This is a genomic window from Streptococcus thermophilus (genome assembly GCF_010120595.1).
In the GTDB taxonomy this organism is placed as follows: Bacteria; Bacillota; Bacilli; order Lactobacillales; family Streptococcaceae; genus Streptococcus; species Streptococcus thermophilus.
Map to the genome: position 1 here is coordinate 1559892 of NZ_CP038020.1, position 20091 is coordinate 1579982.

At 39.1% G+C, this 20091-nt stretch carries 18 protein-coding genes and 2 pseudogenes; 6 read left to right on the forward strand and 14 right to left on the reverse strand.

All coding sequences use genetic code 11. The features are described from left to right. The 3 genes and pseudogenes from E3C75_RS08265 to E3C75_RS08275 form a co-directional block, all read right to left on the reverse strand. Positions 1 to 2685 (reverse strand): calcium-translocating P-type ATPase, PMCA-type, encoded by a 2685-nt coding sequence (locus E3C75_RS08265; protein WP_111679621.1) that lies wholly within the window; start codon positions 2683 to 2685, stop codon positions 1 to 3. Between the two features lie 265 nt (positions 2686 to 2950). Next, on the reverse strand, positions 2951 to 3337 hold the full coding sequence (locus E3C75_RS08270) for a YwiB family protein (protein WP_084828860.1): 387 nt from the start codon (positions 3335 to 3337) through the stop codon (positions 2951 to 2953). Positions 3338 to 3394: 57 nt separating this feature from the next. Next, positions 3395 to 4309 (reverse strand): annotated as a pseudogene (locus E3C75_RS08275) (GNAT family N-acetyltransferase). A 207-nt stretch (positions 4310 to 4516) separates the two neighbouring features. Between E3C75_RS08275 and yidA the strand changes: the two are divergent. Next, positions 4517 to 5326 carry a sugar-phosphatase gene (gene yidA, locus E3C75_RS08280; RefSeq protein ID WP_011226081.1) on the forward strand — a complete coding sequence of 270 codons (810 nt, stop codon included), beginning with the start codon at positions 4517 to 4519 and terminating at the stop codon, positions 5324 to 5326. Position 5327: 1 nt separating this feature from the next. Next, on the forward strand, positions 5328 to 6542 hold the full coding sequence (locus E3C75_RS08285) for an aminoacyltransferase (RefSeq protein ID WP_084830670.1): 1215 nt from the start codon (positions 5328 to 5330) through the stop codon (positions 6540 to 6542). Positions 6543 to 6593: 51 nt separating this feature from the next. On the opposite strand, the pseudogene E3C75_RS08290 reads toward E3C75_RS08285, so the two are convergent. From E3C75_RS08290 to yycF, 4 genes and pseudogenes are all read right to left on the reverse strand, one after another. Continuing rightward, positions 6594 to 6946: pseudogene (locus tag E3C75_RS08290) on the reverse strand (YbaN family protein). A 76-nt stretch (positions 6947 to 7022) separates the two neighbouring features. Next, on the reverse strand, positions 7023 to 7832 hold the full coding sequence (locus tag E3C75_RS08295) for an MBL fold metallo-hydrolase (protein ID WP_100262465.1): 810 nt from the start codon (positions 7830 to 7832) through the stop codon (positions 7023 to 7025). Between the two features lie 8 nt (positions 7833 to 7840). Then, entirely contained in the window at positions 7841 to 9181 is a 1341-nt protein-coding gene (vicK, locus tag E3C75_RS08300) for a cell wall metabolism sensor histidine kinase VicK (RefSeq protein ID WP_084828862.1), read from the reverse strand. Beyond that, entirely contained in the window at positions 9174 to 9881 is a 708-nt protein-coding gene (yycF, locus tag E3C75_RS08305; protein ID WP_011681206.1) for a response regulator YycF, read from the reverse strand. Before yycF ends, vicK begins: the two co-directional genes overlap by 8 nt. 526 nt (positions 9882 to 10407) lie before the next feature. Between yycF and E3C75_RS08310 the strand changes: the two genes are divergently transcribed. From E3C75_RS08310 to E3C75_RS08325, 4 genes are read left to right on the forward strand one after another with little or no spacing between them, the layout of a single operon-like run. Next, positions 10408 to 11175 (forward strand): amino acid ABC transporter ATP-binding protein, encoded by a 768-nt coding sequence (locus E3C75_RS08310; protein ID WP_011681207.1) that lies wholly within the window; start codon positions 10408 to 10410, stop codon positions 11173 to 11175. 11 nt (positions 11176 to 11186) lie between these two features. Further along, on the forward strand, positions 11187 to 12020 hold the full coding sequence (locus E3C75_RS08315; protein WP_002953142.1) for a transporter substrate-binding domain-containing protein: 834 nt from the start codon (positions 11187 to 11189) through the stop codon (positions 12018 to 12020). 17 nt (positions 12021 to 12037) lie between these two features. Then, a complete protein-coding gene (locus tag E3C75_RS08320; RefSeq protein WP_014608374.1) occupies positions 12038 to 12736 on the forward strand; it encodes an amino acid ABC transporter permease in 699 nt (232 codons plus the stop codon). 11 nt (positions 12737 to 12747) lie between these two features. After that, a complete protein-coding gene (locus E3C75_RS08325) occupies positions 12748 to 13398 on the forward strand; it encodes an amino acid ABC transporter permease (RefSeq protein ID WP_100273221.1) in 651 nt (216 codons plus the stop codon). A 70-nt stretch (positions 13399 to 13468) separates the two neighbouring features. Here E3C75_RS08325 and E3C75_RS08330 read toward each other — a convergent pair whose 3' ends face one another. From E3C75_RS08330 to metK, 7 genes are all read right to left on the reverse strand, one after another. After that, entirely contained in the window at positions 13469 to 14350 is an 882-nt protein-coding gene (locus E3C75_RS08330; protein ID WP_111679622.1) for a DNA/RNA non-specific endonuclease, read from the reverse strand. A 61-nt stretch (positions 14351 to 14411) separates the two neighbouring features. Continuing rightward, complete coding sequence (locus E3C75_RS08335; protein ID WP_011226090.1) at positions 14412 to 14600, reverse strand: DNA-directed RNA polymerase subunit beta; 189 nt, start codon at positions 14598 to 14600, stop codon at positions 14412 to 14414. Position 14601: 1 nt separating this feature from the next. Next, positions 14602 to 15873, reverse strand: coding sequence for a UDP-N-acetylglucosamine 1-carboxyvinyltransferase (murA, locus tag E3C75_RS08340; protein WP_024704149.1), 1272 nt, complete (start codon positions 15871 to 15873; stop codon positions 14602 to 14604). A 69-nt stretch (positions 15874 to 15942) separates the two neighbouring features. Next, on the reverse strand, positions 15943 to 16179 hold the full coding sequence (locus tag E3C75_RS08345) for a DUF1146 family protein (protein ID WP_002946959.1): 237 nt from the start codon (positions 16177 to 16179) through the stop codon (positions 15943 to 15945). A gap of 187 nt (positions 16180 to 16366) precedes the next feature. Next, positions 16367 to 17380 carry a UDP-glucose 4-epimerase GalE gene (gene galE / locus E3C75_RS08350; RefSeq protein ID WP_014621668.1) on the reverse strand — a complete coding sequence of 338 codons (1014 nt, stop codon included), beginning with the start codon at positions 17378 to 17380 and terminating at the stop codon, positions 16367 to 16369. Positions 17381 to 17394: 14 nt separating this feature from the next. Continuing rightward, positions 17395 to 18207: a hypothetical protein gene (locus tag E3C75_RS11745; RefSeq protein WP_223899678.1), complete on the reverse strand. Its 813-nt coding sequence runs from the start codon at positions 18205 to 18207 to the stop codon at positions 17395 to 17397. A gap of 663 nt (positions 18208 to 18870) precedes the next feature. Then, complete coding sequence (gene metK, locus E3C75_RS08360) at positions 18871 to 20064, reverse strand: methionine adenosyltransferase (protein WP_084828864.1); 1194 nt, start codon at positions 20062 to 20064, stop codon at positions 18871 to 18873. Between the last annotated feature and the right edge of the window lie 27 nt (positions 20065 to 20091).

Sequence of the window (20091 nt, forward strand, 5' to 3'; positions counted from 1 at the left end):
TTAAATAGCGTCTTTATCCTTACCAAGGGCACGTTGAATAGCTTTGACTATTTCAACCAAAACCACAATCAAGAATGAACCTACAATAACCGCAAGCCATTGTGTAAAACTTAGATGTGACACATGGAAGAGATTATTCAACCCAGGAACCACGATAGTTGCCATCAAGAGGATGAAGGCAACTGGAATTGCCCAGTTAAATGTCTTGTTTCTAAAGAGACCAACTTTAAAGACTGATTGATAAACAGACTTAACGTTAAAGGCATGAAGCAACTGAATCAATCCAAGTGTTGCATAGGCCATTGTAAGGGCATCTGCATGAATTTCTGCTTGTGTATGATGTTCTGGGAAAACAAGACCCCAACCATATACTGCAAGAACCAGGATAGTTTGGAAAACACCTTGATACATGATAGCACCAAAGACCCCACCATCAAAGAAGTTTGATTGACGTCCACGAGGTTTGTGAGTCATAATACCTGGTTCAGCTGGCTCAACACCAAGAGCGATGGCTGGAAGGGTATCTGTTACTAAGTTAATCCAGAGAAGGTGCACTGGTTGAAGCACATCCCATCCAAATAATGTAGCAAAGAAGATAATAAAGACTTCGGCCATGTTAGCTGACAAGAGGTACTGGATTGATTTTTGAATATTGGAGAAGACCTTTCGACCTTCTTCTACAGCAACGATAATTGTCGCAAAGTTATCATCGGCAAGAACCATATCAGAAGCTCCCTTAGAAACCTCTGTACCTGTAATCCCCATACCGATACCAATATCAGCTGTCTTAAGTGATGGCGCATCATTGACCCCGTCACCTGTCATAGCAACAACCTTGCCCTCATTTTGCCAAGCCTTAACGATACGAACCTTGTGTTCAGGAGACACACGCGCATAAACTGAGTACTGTTTGAAGACTTTCTGGAATTCCTCATCAGAAAGCTCATTAAGCTCAGCCCCAGTAATGACACGATCTTCCGTATCATTTGGATCAATGATACCGAGACGCTTAGCGATTGCTTCCGCTGTATCTTGGTGGTCACCTGTAATCATAATTGGACGGATTCCCGCCTCTTTAGCGACACGGACAGCTTCTGCTGCTTCAGGACGTTCTGGGTCAATCATCCCAACCAAACCAGAGAAAATCAAATCAGACTCAACAACTTCAGATTCCAAAGTAGGAATTTCACTTGTTGTCTTATAAGCCATCATCAAGACACGAAGGGCTTGTTTTGCTAAGTCTTTGTTGACAGCAAGGATAGCTTGTTTGTCTTCATCCGTAATTGGGCGAACTTCCCCATTGATTTCAATTCGAGTAACACGCTTGATCAATTGGTCAGGTGCACCCTTGACGGCTACAAAGTAAGAACCATCTGGTTCCTTATGGATAGTAGACATGAGCTTACGGTCAGAGTCAAATGGTAACTCTGCCACACGAGGCTCTGATTTCAAGACTTCACGAACATCAAAATTGTGATCTAAACCAAACTGTACCAGTGCTGTTTCTGTTGGGTCCCCGATTAATTTACCATCTGGATCCACCTTTGTATCATTAGCAAAGGTCATAATACGAAGGGTCGTATTGTCAGCACCAAGTTCTGTATCAGCATTTTGCAATTGACCGTTTGTATAGACTTTTTCAACAGTCATCTGGTTCATCGTTAAGGTACCAGTCTTATCAGATGCGATAATTTCAGTTGAACCTAGGGTTTCAACTGCTGGCAATTTACGAACAATCGCATTGCGTTTGGCAAGAGTCGTTGTTCCAAGTGACAAGAGAATCGTTACAATGGCAGGCAATCCTTCAGGAATAGCTGCAACGGCAAGAGCAACTGCAACCATCAAACCTTCAAGGGGCTGTTCGCCACGAATAAATACACTAACCAAGAATGTCACCAAGGCAATAGCAATAATAAGGTAAGTCAAAGTCTTAGACAATTGCTCCAAGCTTTGCTTCAACGGCGTTTGTGATTCGTCCGCATTAGCTAGCATATCAGCAATCTTACCAACTTCAGTATACATACCAGTATTGGTTACTACACCAGTACCACGACCGTAAGTAACGTTTGAGTTTTGGTAACACATATTCACACGGTCACCAATTCCGGCTTCTGCTTCAACCGTCTCGGTAATATCTTTTTCAACTGGAACGGATTCACCAGTAAGGGCAGATTCTTCAATCTTAAGTGAGGCAGCTTCGATCAAACGCATATCTGCCGGAACAACATCACCTGCTTCAAGCAAAACAATGTCTCCTGGAACCAATTCACGTGAATCAATTTCAACCACATTGCCATCACGGCGCACACGTGCCATTGGACTTGACATGTTTTTAAGAGCTTCAATAGCCGCTTCTGCTTGCCCCTCTTGATAAACACCAAAGGCTGCATTCAAAACAACAACGGCAAAAATAATACAGGCATCCGTCAAACCATGCCTGCCTTCTGTAATGATAGAAAGGGCAGCAGCGACAAGCAAGATGATGATCATCAAATCTTTAAACTGGTCGATGAATTTTGATAAAAGGCTACGTTTTTCACCTTCATCCAACTCATTATAGCCATAGGCATCTAAACGTTCCTTGGCTTGTGCAGTAGACAAACCATCAACGGAAGTGTCCAAGCTTTTTAGGACTTCTTCCACTCCTTGCGTGTAAAACAAGGCTTTACTTTGTTCTTTCGACAAAATAGTCTCCTCCTTTTAAATAGGGAAATATGGCTAACAAGACTCTTTTTATATAAAAAATCATACCAAAAGAGACCTGTTTAATTAAAAACAAGTCTCGCTGTTTAAGAATATGCCGGAAATGTAAAATTTCGTAATGACGACATAATCGCAATCTTTAATCAAATCTCATGATTAAAGTCGCCTGCTACTCCCTTGATTTTTCCTTTACATTCTAACATAATTCAACATTATTTCAAGCAAAATGATTCTATTTCTAAACAAATTAAAACCATGAAATTTCTAATTCATAATCGGCAAAAACATCTTCTGTTTCTGGATGCTTCAATTGATAATGAACATCAACTGTTTGTCCATTTGGGTCATGAGCAAATAGACTAGTATCTGTCAGAAAATGCTGGACACCAAGCGGTGTCGGAATTTGGAGCAAGGTAGGTGCTTTAGCAGAAAAACGCATAATGGATTTTGGATTAGAAAAGCGTGTCATCACCAGCTCTTCCTTGTTCAACTTAATAACCACTTTTTCTTTCTCCGAATTATGGTGAACAAGATAGGTATAATCTCCTTTTTCCATAACCTCACAAGTGTGGATTTCTTCGATAATCTCCGTTTGATCGCCTACTTTTATTTTGTTTTTAATTTTAATTTCCATTAAGTATTCCTTCTATTCTAAAACTATTTTTCTACTTAAGATAATAGCAACTCTATACTAAAAGAGAGTATCAGTATTGCGTCTACCATTTCTATTTCAAGTAAACCACCTGGGTTTGTTTGACAAAGCCGATATTTTCATACAAACGTTTGGCTCCAATATTGCTATCTTCTACTGCAATTTGAAAAGCCTTGTCATTTTGCGCAATGAGTTGGTTGACGACTGATTTTACCAGATAGCTTCCATAGCCCTGTCCACGATAAGCTTCAGCAATCGCAAGACCGTAGAGGTAGTTGCTATTCCCAGATACATCGACAGTACAAACTCCAATGATCTTACCTTCTTTGAGCAGGATGTAAAGCAAGCTATCGGAATCTTTCAAGGCCTCAGCGATATATCTGTGGGTAACCTCAAGAGTTTCTTCCGCATCAGAAAAGGCTTGGTGGTGAAATAGACTTTTTCAACAGTCATGTTGAGTAATTTCTTCAAGATAAGAGGGTTCTGCTAAGAGCACCTTAACATCTAAACGGGAATTCCAGAGCATATGGTAATCTACCTCTCCCTAGCCAAGTTTCCGTCTCCTCATCCTCAATCACCCCCCAATGGCTTGCCAGACTAGGATGACGATTTAGAAAAACACGCTCTGTCTGAGAAGTCACTGATTGAATAGGATAAGATGCCGTTTCTTTTTCGAAACTCTTAAACAAGGCACGCGCAATGCCCTGACGACGATTATTGGAATGAACTAGGATGCTTAGTTCAACATCTTCATTATCCGCATAAACCGTTAATAAACCAAGCAACCTCCATTTTGATAATAAAGGAAAAAGGCTAGCGTGTTGAAATCGAAATTAAGCATATTGGAGAGATAAGGTTCTCGATAGGTTCGGTCCTAGGCTTGGCAGCTGACAATCAATGTTTTTTTGCATCCTTCCGTTCTTTTTCTGTCAATTGATTGGTTGCTCGAATCATTTTAGCTCTCCTTTATTTGTCTGACCTTATTTTACCAATTAAAAATCATTTGAGCAATTCTTAGTTAAGGTGGTTTTTCTTTAAGGTTGAGCTTTGATCTGTTACTGATGACTCATCACTATTATTTTTCTTAGGAAGAACTATGACAAAGCGGCTAAATTTTAGTAAAATAGAAGGGAAATTAACTAAACGGAACAGGTACTTATTATGTCTATTAAACTAATTGCAGTTGATATTGATGGAACTCTTTTGAATAGCCAACGTCAAGTCACACCTGAAGTCTTTCAAGCAATTCAAGATGCCAAGGCTGCTGGGGTAAAGGTCGTTATTGCGACTGGCCGTCCTATTCCTGGCGTACTTCCACTTCTTGAGGAACTTAATCTTAACCAAGATGGCGACTATGTCATCACCTTTAACGGAGGGCTCGTTCAAGAGACTTCTACTGGTAATGAATTGATTCGCGAGACGCTTTCATACGAAGACTACCTTGATATTGAAGTTTTAGCTAACAAGCTTGGCGTTCATTCTCATGCTATTACTAAAGATGGTATCTACACAAGTAATCGAAACATTGGTCGCTACACTGTTCATGAGTCTACCCTTGTTCATATGCCGATTTACTATCGTACACCTGAAGAGGTGGCTGACAAGGAGTTTGTTAAGGCCATGTATATTGACGAACCTGAAATTCTTGATGCAGCCATTGCCAAACTTCCACAGGAATTTTATGATCGCTTTACAATCGTAAAATCAACGCCATTTTACCTAGAAATTCTCAAGAAAACAGCCAATAAAGGGATCGCGGTTACACACCTTGCTGAAAAACTTAGTCTCACTAAAGAAGAAACAATGGCTATTGGAGACGAAGAAAATGACCGTGCCATGCTGGAGGTCGTCGGTTCTCCTGTCGTTATGGAAAATGGAAATCCAGAAATCAAGAAAATTGCTAAATACATCACAAAATCAAATGATGAATCCGGTGTCGCTTACGCTATTAGAAAGTGGGTTCTAGACTAATATGTTTACCTATAAAATTGGACTCAGCACTTCTGAGCATGACCGCTTTGTTATTGATAGTCCTCAAACCAACTTATTACAAAGTAGCTCATGGGCAAAAATCAAGGATAGTTGGGGCAATGATCGTCTAGGTTTCTATCAAGATGACAAACTTGTTGCCGTCGCTAGTGTTCTTATTCAACCACTACCTCTTGGATTCTCTATGATTTACATTCCACGCGGTCCTATCATGGACTACCAGGATAAAGAGTTGTTAGCTTTTGTCATAACTTCACTTAAAAAATATGCCAAAACAAAACGTGCTCTCTTTGTTAAATTTGATCCAAGTCTCTTTGTCACTAAAAATTTGATTTCTCAAGAAGTTAACATCAATGAAGATACTTTGTCAATTGCCAAAGATATCCAAGCTCTGGGCGTTGAATGGACTGGTCTCACCGAAGATATGGCTGAAAATATTCAACCACGCTTCCAGGCAAATATTTATAAGGAAGATTTTACTGAGGAACAGCTATCTAAGAGTACTAAGCAAGCTATTCGCACTGCTCGAAACAAAGGCATTTCAGTTCAATTTGGTGGCACTGAGCTGCTAGACCAATTTGCAGATCTAATGAAAAAAACAGAGGCTCGTAAGAACATTCATCTTCGTGGGATTGATTACTATGAAAAGTTGTTGACTACTTACCCAGAATCTTCTTACATTACACTCTCAACACTAGATTTGCCAGCTCGCCTCAAAGATCTTAATAAACAACTTGAAAAGAATATTGCCGACGCTGCCAAGTTTACAGAAAAAACCAAACCTGGAAAAATTGAGAACAATAAAGAAGAGTACAAGAGACTTTCAGAAGAAATCGCCTTCCTTCAAGAAAAGGTTGATGCTGGTAACAAGATTGTTCCACTCTCAGGTACCTTAGTTCTGGAATTTGGAAATACATCTGAGAATATATATGCGGGAATGGACGAAGACTATCGTCGTTACCAACCTGCCATTTTGACATGGTTTGAAACTGCGAATCACGCTTTCGAACGCGGTGCCGAGTGGCAAAACATGGGAGGAATTGAAAATTCTCTAGATGGCGGCTTGTACAATTTCAAGTCAAAATTTAACCCACGCATTGAACAATTTATTGGGGAATTCAACCTTCCTGTTAGCCCATTCTATGGCCTAGCCAACTTTGCCTATAAAGTCCGTAAAAAATTACGCAGCAAACATTAATGGATAGTAGTTAAAATGAGACTTCCTTTTGGAAGCCTCATTTTTTATCTTTTATCCGTCTTTATCAGGAATAACCTTAAACAAGCAATAAGTGATAAAGAGCATCAGGAAAAAGAGCACAATTTTCACCTAAATAATAGGCGCGAAAACTATCGATATTCCCATCAAAACATAGATTTGGATAATGATTTTTTCTTTCGTTCTTTGGCAATCGATTTTGTTTCTCGAAAATCGGCGACATAAGTTTGGTAAAGTTTGGTATTATATAACCATTTCTCAAAACGTTTGGAACTTCTAGCAAAACAAGCGATGGCTAAAAGTAGAAAAGGTGTTGTGGGTAAGATAGGTAGAGGAATTCCAAGAATTCCCAAACCAAGCGACACCATCCCTAGCGAGAGATACATTATTTTCACATATACTATCCTTTTAAAAAGCCACACTAAACTATTAGACTATTAGTGCAGCTCTTCTGCTATTATTCTAAATATCTATTAGTGGGGTCGCCGTATCTGGTGAGGTACCAAAAATCTTAAAGTCAGTTCCAACACCAAAGTCAGCGCGAGCCAACTGATTTTCCATCGTCATGTAGGCCAATTCCTTGATATTATTTTCTTTGGAAAGATGACCCAGATAAATCTTTTTAGTTTTATTACCGATGGTACGAATCATAGCATCGGCTCCATCCTCATTACACAAGTGACCCTGATCAGAGAGGATACGTTGCTTGGTTGACCAAGGATAAGAACCTGCTCTCAAGATTTCAATATCATGATTAGATTCAATCAGATAGCCATCAGCATTTTCAATAAGACCAGCCATACGGTCTGAAACATAGCCTGTATCCGTCAACATGACAAAGCTCTTTCCGTCTTTCATAAAGCGGTAAAATTGTGGATCAATAGCATCATGACTAACTCCGAAAGATTCAATGTCGATATCACCAAAGGTTAGAAGCTTACCGCGAGAAAAAATATGTTTCTGACTATTATCAACCTTACCTAGCATATTCTTACTATCCATAATTTGCCAGGTTTTCTCATTGGCGTATATATCCATGCCATATTTACGAGCTAAAACACCTACACCATGGATATGGTCCTTGTGTTCATGTGTTACTAAGATAGCATCAAGATCACTTGGATCACGGTCAATCTCCGCTAGCAAACTTGTAATTTTTTTTCCTGATAAACCAGCATCCACTAGAATCTTCTTTTCTGGAGTTTCCAAATAAAAGGAATTCCCGGTTGACCCTGAAGCCAAAATACTATATTTAAACCCTAATTCTGAGATCATTTCTACTACATCTCCCATTCATCGACCATCATTGCGTCCTGGTCATATGGAAGCACAATTGTAAAAGTTGACCCCTTACCATACTCACTCTTAGCCCAAATGAAGCCATTATGTTGTTTAACAATTTCTTTTGCTATGGACAAGCCAAGTCCTGTTCCACCCTGAGCACGACTTCTGGCCTTATCAACACGGTAAAAACGGTCAAAAATCAGAGGTAAATCTTTTTTAGGAATTCCTAAACCTTGGTCAGAAATAGAAACAATCAACTGAGTGTCTGTCGTTTTCATAGATACTGTAATTTGCCCACCATCAGGAGAATACTTGATGGCATTATTAAGTATATTATCTACGACCTGGGTCATCTTATCAGTATCAATTTCCACCCAAATAGAGTTTACTGGGTAATCTCGAATGATTTCATAAGACTTACCTGGATTAGTTTCTTGACTCTTAATTTGACCAAATCGATTCAAGATATAGGTCATAAAGGCTGTAAAGTTTGTCATTTCAACATTAAGCTGTGTGCTTTTATTGTCAATTCGAGATAATGCCAAGAGGTCAGAAATCATACGCATCATGCGGTTGGTTTCATCTAAAGAAACTTTGATAAAGTTTGGAGCAATCTCTTCGTTGAGAGCACCATCATCAAGCGCTTCAAGATAGGATTTCACAGAAGTTAAAGGCGTCCGCAATTCGTGACTAACATTTGATACGAAGAGACGGCGTTCGCGCTCTTCTTTTTCCTGCTCAGTGGCATCATGAAGAACGGCTACCAGACCTGAAATAAAACCAGATTCCTTACGAATTAATGCAAAATTAACACGTAGCGTCACAAATTCATCGTTAGCATCTCGACGCGACAGATGGATTTCGGGTGTCTTAGACAACAATTCACTATAGGTATAGGGATTCTCACCATCTAATATATCCAAAATAGACATCTGAGTCGCAGTTTCGCGATCTAAATTCAACAAGCGTTGGGCAGTACTATTAATCATAGTAATCTGACCAAGGCGATTGGTCGCAATAACCCCGTCACTCATGTACGAAAGGACAGATGATAAGCGGTTTTTTTCCTGGATTAGATTTTCATGTGTCAAACGAAAGACGTCCGACAAATCATTCAAGCTATTAGCTAGCTCTAAAAGCTCTGAATCTCCCTTTATGCGTAATTTTTCATTATAATTACCTGCCATAAGGGATTTGACTCTCTTAGTCAACTTTCGGATATTTTTGACCTGTTGATAATCACGATAAGCTAGAAAAATGAAATAGAAAGCAACAAAGAGGAGCGTAAAGAGTAAGGCTAGTTCAAAGCTTGTAATATTTAAGCCAATACTAGTCATAATTCTTCATGTAATAACCGACACCACGACGCGTCAAGATATATTCAGGACGGCTAGGTGTATCTTCAATTTTTTCACGCAGACGACGAATCGTTACGTCCACAGTACGAACATCCCCAAAATAGTCATAGCCCCAAACGGTTTCAAGCAAATGTTCACGCGTCATAACTTGTCCCATATGAGTTGCCAAATGGAAGAGTAACTCAAATTCACGGTGGGTCAACTCAACTTCGTTTCCACGTTTTTTAGCAACAAAGGCATCCGGAACAATAACCAACTCACCAATTGAAATTTCTTGTTTGCCAGAGTTAGAGCTCTCTTCTACTGCAGTTTCAATCGTTTCTGTACGACGCAAGTGGGCTTTAATACGTGCCAACAATTCACGGTTAGAAAATGGCTTAGTCACATAGTCGTCTGCCCCAATTTCTAATCCGATAACCTTATCAAACTCACTATCTTTAGCTGAAAGCATGATAATCGGTGTGTGGCTCGTTTTACGGATTTCCTTGGCAACTTCCAAACCATCCAGTTCAGGCAACATCAAGTCCAGAATAACCAAGTCTGGTTTTTTAGCTTCAAATTGTTCCAAAGCTTCTCGCCCATCAAAGGCCGTAACCACTTCATAACCCTCCTTAGTAAGGTTAAACTTGATGATATCGGAGATTGGTCTTTCATCATCAACAACTAGAATTTTTTTCATATAAACACCTCATCGGTTTTCTTAAGTCATTCAATTTAGTAAAGCCAAAAACTTTACATATCAAACATATTATACCAAAAAATAGGTCAAGGACCAAGTTTCGAGTATGCCTTTGTGGCTGATATATAAGCTTTCTTTACATTTTTATTAATGAGCAATCACCAACCTTCCTTAGACTAAATATTTCTGACTTTTACAACACCTACAGTAGAATAAATAGTTCTAGTACATTTAGTTACAAAATATGAAATTAACCATCGTTTTAACTTGTTTCGTACTTAACTTTACCACCTCTAACAACTCTCGTTACCCCAGCAAACAATGGTAACAAGCTAGTGAAGGCAGTACTCATCCTAATGCCGATTTTTTTCTATATCTATATCGTAAAATTGGTTAACCATATCATAAAAACCGAGCATTTCGCAAAAATATTCGTATTTTTTTGACTTTAAACTCATCTTATGCTAAACTAAAATTATGAACATGTTAGAAAATCTAACAAGCAAATCCATTATAGGAGGCTCTTATGGCACTTATCGAATTTAAAAATGTCAATAAATATTACGGAGACTATCATGCTCTTCGTGATATCAATTTAGAAATTGAAAAAGGACAGGTTGTGGTTATCTTGGGACCTTCTGGTTCTGGGAAATCAACCCTTATCCGTACTATCAATGCTTTGGAACCAATCGACGAGGGTACCCTGATCGTTAACGGACATAATGTTACTGAGGCATCTGCTAAGGACTTGGTAGAATTGCGTAAGGAAGTAGGTATGGTCTTCCAACACTTCAACCTCTACCCTCACAAAACCGTTCTTGAAAATGTAACCTTAGCACCAATCAAGGTTCTCGGAATTAGTAAGGCAGAGGCGGAGAAGACAGCTGAAAAATTCCTTCGCTACGTTAACATGTGGGACAAGAAAGATTCTTATCCTAGTATGCTTTCTGGTGGGCAAAAACAACGTGTCGCCATCGCTCGTGGTCTTGCCATGAAACCTGAACTTTTGCTTTTTGACGAACCGACATCAGCTCTTGACCCAGAGGCTATCGGTGATGTTCTTGCTGTTATGCAAAAACTTGCCAAAGGTGGTATGAACATGGTAGTTGTTACCCACGAAATGGGCTTTGCTCGTAGTGTGGCTGACCGTATCATTTTCATGGCTGAAGGTCAGGTCCTTGTAGACACTACGGATGTCGATGGCTTCTTCGACAATCCAACTGAACCTCGTGCAGCTAAGTTCCTCTCTAATATTATCAACCACCACTCTGATAAAGTCTCAGTGGATGCCTAAGGAGGTGGCCTATGATTTTCAAAAAAATCTTACGTTACCTAACAGCCGTAAGCTTGGTGATTGCTACTGTTTTTCTGATCACAAATCACAAAACTGAGGCAGAAGATACTAGCAAACTCCTAGATAGTAAGGCCGTCCAAAAGATCGTTAATCGAGGAACACTTAATGTTGGTGTTAAACAAGATGTCCCTAACTTTGGTTACTATTCTGCTAAGACCAATAGATACGAAGGTATGGAAGTTGACCTTGCTAAAAAGATTGCTGATGAGTTGAAAGTAAAAGTGAATTACATTCCAGTAACGACACAAACCCGTGAACCTCTTATGGATAACGGTACTATTGACTTACTTATCGGTACTTATACTATCAATGATGAACGTAAGGCTTCTTATGCCATCTCAAATCCTTACTACCATGATCAAATTGGTTTCTTAGTCCTAAAGGATTCAGGTATTAACAAAATCTCTGATTTGAATGGTAAGACTATCGGGGTTGCTCAAGGGGCATCAACTAAAGCCGCCTTGCAAGAATATGCCTCAGCCCATAATCTTAAGTTCAACTACGTTCAACTTGGTTCTTACCCGGAATTGGCTGTATCTCTTTACGCCCACCGTGTGGATGCTTTCTCAGTGGATAAATCTATCCTCTCTGGATATGAAAGTAAGAAAACTAAAATATTGAACGAAGGTTTCAAAACACAAGATTATGGTATTGCTTCAAGCAAGTCTAACCAAGAGTTGATTGACTATACCAACGATTTGATAGCTAAATGGCAAAAAGATGGAAGTCTTCAAAAACTCTACGATAAATATAATTTGAAACCTGCTAAGGCTGAAAATAAATAGAAAGGAGTCCTGAATTTATGTATCTTTTAACTGAAACGGTTAGTCCTTTCGCTCTCGAACGTTGGGCTGCTTTCTTTGCTAACTTTGGCCAATTTGCCAAAGGATTCTTATATACCCTTGGCATTTCTATCGGTGCCTTGATTGTAGCACTTCTACTTGGATTGATTTTTGGTGCTATGAGTTCGACTCGCAACAAGGTACTTCGTGGTATTTCACGTGTTTATGTCGAAATCTTCCAAAATACCCCTTTGCTAGTACAATTCGTAGTTGTCTTTTATGGCATTTCGATTTTGACTGACGGTAATGTCATGATTCCAACTTCCTTGACGGCTATCCTTTGTGTAGGAGTCTACACAGGAGCTTATATTTCTGAAATTATTCGTACAGGTATCGAGGCAGTTCCTAAAGGTCAAACAGAAGCAGCTTTATCTCAAGGGTTCACCTACGCTGATACCATGCGTATCATTATCTTACCTCAAGCTGTCCGTACTATCTTGCCACCATTGACCAATCAAGTGGTTAACTTGATTAAAAACACTTCTACGGTTGCCATTATTTCTGGAGCAGATATCATGTTCACTGCTAAGGCTTGGGCTTATGATACAACTAACTACGTGCCCGCCTTTGCTGGGGCTGCTTTCCTCTACTTTATCATGTGTTTCCCTCTAGCCACATGGGCACGTCGTAAAGAAGAACAAAATAAGAAAGCTTACTAAGGAGGTCCATTATGTCAGAAGTTTTATCAGCTACTAACCTTAAATTCTTGGCACAAGGAATGTGGACAACCCTTTACTTGTCTTTCTTCATCATTGTGCTGTCTACCTTATTTGGAACTATTCTCGCGGTCATGCGTAACGGAAAGAATCCTATTCTTCGTTGGATTGCTTCTATCTACATTGAGTTCGTTCGTAACGTTCCTAACTTGCTTTGGATTTTCATTATCTTCTTGGTCTTCCAACTCAAGTCTACAGCGGCAGGTATTACCTCGTTCACGGTCTTCACATCAGCTGCCTTGGCGGAAATCATTCGTGGAGGACTTAACTCTATCGACCATGGACAAACGGAAGCCGGCTTGTCTCAAGGATTTAACAACAGACAAATCTTTATTTATATTATCTTCCCACAAGCTATTCGTAAAATGTTACCATCTATCATTTCTCAATTCGTAACGGTTGTCAAGGATACTTCTTTCCTTTACTCTGTTATCGCCTTGCAAGAATTGTTTGGTAAGAGCCAGATTCTGATGGGTGGTTACTACGAACCAAGCCAAATCTTTACTTTATACGGTATTCTGGCTTTAGCCTATTTCGTGGTTAACTTTGCTATCTCTAGCTACTCTCGCTACCTCTCTAAACATTGGGAGCAAGCTAGTGAATAAAAAACTCACCTTGCGGTGGTTTTTTATTTGTCTAGATACTAAAAACGACTCCACTCGGAGTCGTTTTTCTTCAATTCACCGTTACTTTTCCTGAATAGTAATCTAGTGTAATTCCCTCTTGTACATTTGGAACAAAGACATTAAACTCAAGTGAGCCGTCTGCTGACTTAGCTTCAAGATGTGTTCCTGATGGAATGAGATTCTCTCCTTCATAAATCAGGGTCACACGATAACGAACACGTTTGTTTTTATCCAGAGCTTTTCGTACTAGGCTTTCATAATAGTTTTGGCCTGTAGAACTATCGCTATATGCTTGATTTGCCCAAGCAGTTTGAACAGCAATATTCTCTGGATTTGAAGTCGAGGCGTCAAATCCTTTCAAACCACCTATCAGTGCATAACCTAGCAAATGGCCTCTATCTACGGCATGGCTATACTCTCCTGATAAATTTTGAACCTGGTGCCATCCAGCTGGTGTCCAAGAGGTTGAACCATTCCCTGTTTCTTGACGATTTTTGTACTGTCTAGTTGCTTTACTTAATAAGGCATTAGCAACTGTAGGAACAGTTTGTCCTTGAACCGTTTTGACTTGGTTATTAGCATAGGGTTGGCTTGATACCTTAGCATTTAGATTCGTCTTATTTCTATTAATAATGTAGGCCCCAGCTCCATTCCATTCCAAGGAATTACCCAGTTGGCTTTTGACTGAACTAGTCATTACTGTCTCAGAAAGCTGCTCTTGTGGTGTAGACTGACTATTTGTTGAACCATTAGATTTAATGGATTTGTTAGATTTCCCTGAAACTAGACTTGCTACTTGTCTGATAGGATTATCAGGCGAGAGCTTGTTACTGGTTCCTAGGTAACCTAAAACAGCTATTAAAGCTGCTATTATTAATGTGACTAACTGACGTTTCTGTTTATTTGTCAAAGATGTCTTTCTTTTTGCCATTGTTCTCTTTCTTTGATATAAATGTCATGATGAAAGGAGTGGTACGACTGCCCACTCCCTCTTATTTTCCTGTAAATTTAGCAATAATTGCCTGCCAGGATTCTGGTTTTAAGATGCTAATAGGATCCTTGCCTTCACCCAATACGGAATAGCCAATCATTAAACCGATAGCTAGAGAAGCAAGGCTAATTAAACATACAATCAAAACAAGTAATAATTGACGAAAAACATAGCCTTTACCAGTTTCCATACTATGCCTCACTTACACGTGAAATTTGGGCTCCTAGTTTAGCTAGTTTCTCATGGAATTTATAGTAACCACGATCCAAGTGTGTCAATTTCCCAACAGTTGTTGTTCCTTCAGCAACCATCCCTGTGAGGATAAGGGCTGCAGAAGCTCGAAGGTCAGTAGACATAACTCGCGCTCCTTGAAGTGGCAAACCACCGTGAATCATTGCAGTATCACGAAGGATTTCAGAATGAAGCCCCATACGACGCATTTCCTCTAAATGTTGGAAACGATTCTCGAAGACTGTTTCACTTATGCTTGATTTACCTTTCACAACTGCCATAAGAGCCGTAAATTGAGCCTGCATGTCAGTTGGAAAACCTGGGTGAGGTAGGGTTTTAACAGCTACAGGTTTCAATTTCGAAACATCAGATTTAACACGAATGCCTCTGTCCTCTTCCTTAACGTCGACACCCATTTCCAATAATTTAGAAATCAAAGGACGGTTATGTTCCCAGATAGCATCCTTAATAAGAACATTGCCAGAAGTCATGGCTGCTGCTACCATAAAAGTACCTGCTTCAATACGGTCCTGAACAACCGCATGTTGCGTACCATGAAGAGATTTAACACCTTTAATCACGAGTTTTTCAGTTCCAGCACCTTTGACATTTGCCCCCATCTCGTTAAGAAGAATAGCCAAGTCAACGATTTCCGGTTCACGCGCAGCATTTTCAATGGTAGTGACTCCATCAGCTAAAGTGGCTGCCATCATAATGTTCTGAGTAGCACCAACTGATGGGAAGTCCATATAAATAGTTGCACCTTTAAGTTTTTCTGCTGTCGCGGTGATATCACCACCAACTTGGATAATTTTAGCACCCATCGCTTCCAAACCTTTAAGGTGGAGGTCAATAGGACGACTACCAATCGTACAACCGCCAGGCATTGAGACCTTAGCATGACCATTACGAGCAAGAATAGGGCCAAGAACTACGATTGACGCACGCATCTTACTCACATACTCATATGGTGCTTGATCGAGAATTTCTCCACTAGCATCAACTACAACGGTATTGTTTTCCTCGTCAAAGTCTACAGCAATATCTAAACCACGGACAACATTATTCATCGTATAAACATCTGACAAGATTGGAACATTAGTTAAGGTTGTTTGACCTTCTGAGGCCAAGATAGTCGCCGCCAACAAAGGAAGGACAGAGTTTTTAGCACCTTCAATGACAACCTCACCACTTAATCGAGTGTTGCCACCCTTCACAATAATTTTATCCATAAGGATTCCTTTCAAGGATTAATTTCGTATTTTTTTGTATTATATCAAAACACAATTAAAATCACTAATTTAAGAAATCGAGCTAGCCATATTCTGTCCAAAAGCTAAAACTGACAGAATAAAGGAGCTGACAAGATAGCCTAAGGCAATGCTAATAAAAAGCAAGAAAAGTTTCAACTTACCAGTATTCTCGATAGGATTTTTGATCAATTTTGCCCAATCAAAGAGGCTAATCAGCATATGGTAGCTCAATCCAATAAATACTAGGTGACTCGTCAAAGTGACGAATTGATTAATAATAGTCATGATTTCATTATACCATAGAAAGCTAGTCTAAAACATAAAAAGAGGGTGAGACAGTTCTAAACCTATAATCATTTAGTGACTGTTTTCACACCTCTTCTCTTTATTTCTGAGGCGACTAGATTAGGGTTGCTTAAAAAAATCTAGTGCTTGTCCTACTCTCTATAGGCTATGATTTCCTAGACTAAGTTTAGTCTTCATAACCATTTGGGTTTGTTGTTTGCCAACGCCAAGAATCTCTGACCATATCTTTCAAAGTCTTCTTAGCTTCCCAGCCGAGAACTTCTTTGGCCTTTTCAGGAGACGCATAGCAAGTCGCAATATCACCAGCGCGACGCCCTTGAATACGGTAAGGGATAGCAACCTTATTTTCACCTTCGAATGTCTTAACGAGATCCAAAACACTATAACCGTGTCCAGTACCCAAGTTGAAAATCTCAGCACCTTTGTGGCTCAAATTATATTTGACGGCAGCCAAGTGACCTGATGCCAAGTCAAGAACGTGAATGTAGTCACGGACACCTGTACCATCCGGAGTCGGATAATCATCACCAAAGACATTAAGCTCAGGAAGTTTACCGATAGCAACTTGTGTAATATATGGCATAAGATTGTTTGGAATACCGTTTGGCAATTCACCAATCAAACCACTCTCATGAGCTCCGATAGGATTGAAATAACGAAGATTTGTGACAGACCATGAAGGGTCTGAGGCAGCTACGTCTGTAAGAATTTGTTCCATCATCAACTTTGTATAACCGTATGGATTAATCGCTGACGTTGGCATATCTTCGGTCATTGGGGAAGGATTATTGGTACCGTAAACTGTTGCACTTGAACTGAAGACAATGTTTTTCACATCGTATTCCTTCATTTTTTCAAGGAGAGTAATGGTACCATTGATGTTGTTCTTATAATATTTCAAAGGTTTTTGAACAGATTCACCCACTGCTTTAAAGGCTGCAAAGTGAATGACTAACTCAATATCTTCATTTGTAAAAACCTTATCCAAAAAATCAGTATCTAAAATGGAACCTTGATAAAATGGAAACTTTTTACCCGTAATCTTTTCCAAACGTTCAAGTACCGCTGGCGAACTATTTGAAAAGTCGTCAGCTAAGACTACATCGAAACCTGCATTAAGGAGTTCGACGGTTGTGTGGCTACCGATATAGCCAGCTCCTCCTGTAATTAAAATAGACATTTATTATTCCTTTCTTACTTGTCAGTGCCTTTTTGATCCTTTTGAATCGTTGCTAATTTAGGCATAACTTCTCCTTCGAAACCATTCATGGCAAAATGAACAGAAGGCACTTGTGTCATTGGAGATAGAATTCCTAGCTTCACTTGATAGTTCTGATCTTTGGAATAGGCGAAACTTGCCTTAAGTTCAGTTGTTTGATCTGGAAGCAATTCAGACAAACGACACTCAAGTTGTTGGGCTTGAAAAACCCTTTCCATTAGCATTACACAAGTATTATACCACAGGCCAATCCCCATATAAAAGGGCACCCCAGAATTTTCCAAATTAAGTGTAATATCAACCTTGCCTTCTCCTTTGGAAATTGTCAAACCTGATACCCAGAGGCGGTAGCCCATATTCATCAAAAGCTCCCTATAAGCAGCTTGCCCATCACCGATATCTTCAGCAACCTTTGGCCCTAAAAATGTCAAATGCAATGCTTTAGCCTCTTCTTGAAGCTCTGATAGATTATTTACAAGTAGGTTAGACCTTGTATTTATTTTCTCTTGAAGACACTTTAGTAATCTGATTAAATTCTCAATCTCCCCTGAACTTTCATGTCCATAATTGAGGTATTCCGAAAGATAGATGATTTGATCATAATCATGAAATTCAAAAATATCTTCTAGCTGATCATTTTCATAACGCTTGGTATAAACGGTGATTTTATTTTTACGAGAGTTCTTTACACCTGTATGACCAAAAATAAAAACTGCTTGATTAGGAAACGTTCTCAAAATGAAATCGTTTGTTAATCCAGCAGTATTACCAATTATCAATATGTTCATAAGCTTCTACCCACATTTAAAAGTGTTCTCTTAACTACACCTTTTAACCATTCTAATCATTAGACCTCGGTATTTTCCTATAACATTAGGACTACAATGTAATATCTTTCTTGAGCAAGCTCTGTAGAAACCAAATCTCTCTCCCCAATGAGAAAAGACACAACCTCCACCAGACTCCTAGCTCTGTAGGTATAAACATTTTAGAAAAATAAGGAAGAACATGATTAATCTAAGCAAACATTAACTAAAATTAATATTATTAAAAATAAATTGAATTGACTAACTAAATATCCTGTTTTGTTGATTAGTTTCCCCAAAAAATCACAAACTCACCAAAGTGTTTTAGATTATCTAACACCTGTAAAACTATATATAGGTGTTTCTCTTACTCTATCAATCTAAAATAACTCTAGTTTTATATTTACATCGTCACTTTCATTATAACAATTTATTCTTATTTTTCAAATGATTTCAGTGTTTTTCAGCTAAGAAAATTATTAATGGTTAGTGTCCTTAAGCCTATCATTTTAAACATCTAAAAGTTTCAGTAAAGTCTTAAATCAGAAAATTCATATTATTTATAATGGGAACAAAAAACAGAATTCAAAAAAATAAATTCTGTTAGATTTAAAATTATTAAATTTCATATAATATTAAATTATTTTAAGCTTCTACAGCTGCTTTCAGTGCATCTACCTTGTCCAATTTTTCCCATGGAAGATCAACATCTGTACGTCCCATATGACCGTAAGCCGCTGTTTGACGGTAGATAGGACGTTTAAGATCAAGCATTTGAATGATACCAGCTGGACGCAAGTCAAAGAGATCACGGACAGCAGATTCAAGTTTTCTCTCAGCAACTGTTGCCGTTCCGAAGGTATCAACACGGACAGATACTGGGTTAGCAACACCAATAGCATAAGCCAATTGTACTTCTGCTTTCTTAGCAAGACCAGCAGCTACAATGTTTTTGGCAATATAACGAGCGGCATACGAAGCTGATCGGTCGACCTTAGTTGCATCCTTACCAGAGAAGGCACCACCACCATGTCTTGAGTAACCACCATAAGTATCAACAATAATCTTACGACCAGTCAAACCAGAATCCCCTTGAGGACCACCGATTACAAAACGACCTGTTGGATTGATGAAGAACTTGGTATCTTCATCCAAGTATTCTGCAGGAATAACGGCCTTAATGACTTTTTCAATGACATCCTGACGAATTTGGTCGTTAGTCGCTTCAGGATCATGTTGTGTTGAAATAACAACTGTATCGACACGGACAGGTTGATCATTTTCATCATACTCAACGGTAACCTGAGATTTAGCATCTGGACGAAGGTAGGAAATCTCACCAGATTTACGCAAATCTGCCAATTTTTTTACTAATTTATGTGAAAGACTAACTGGAAGCGGCATAAATTCTGGAGTTTCATCAATAGCGAAACCAAACATAAGACCCTGGTCACCTGCTCCGATAAGATCAAGTGAATCTTGGTCACCAGTTCCACGAACTTCAAGTGATTCATTAACACCTTGAGCAATATCTGGAGATTGTTCGATCAATGATGGGTGAACCCCAACAGATTCTGCTGCAAAGCCGTATTCTGAATTATTATAACCAATTTCAGCGATAGTATCACGAACCACACGGTTAATGTCCACATAAGCTGTTGTAGAAACCTCACCAAAAACATGGACAGAACCAGTGTAAACAGCTGTTTCTGCTGCTACATGGGCGTCTGGATCTTCTGCTAAAATCGCATCGAGAATGGCATCTGAAATTTGGTCTGCAATTTTATCTGGATGTCCCTCAGATACTGATTCAGACGTGAAAAGTTTACGTTCTGACATATAGAATGTCCCCCTTTTAATATGAAA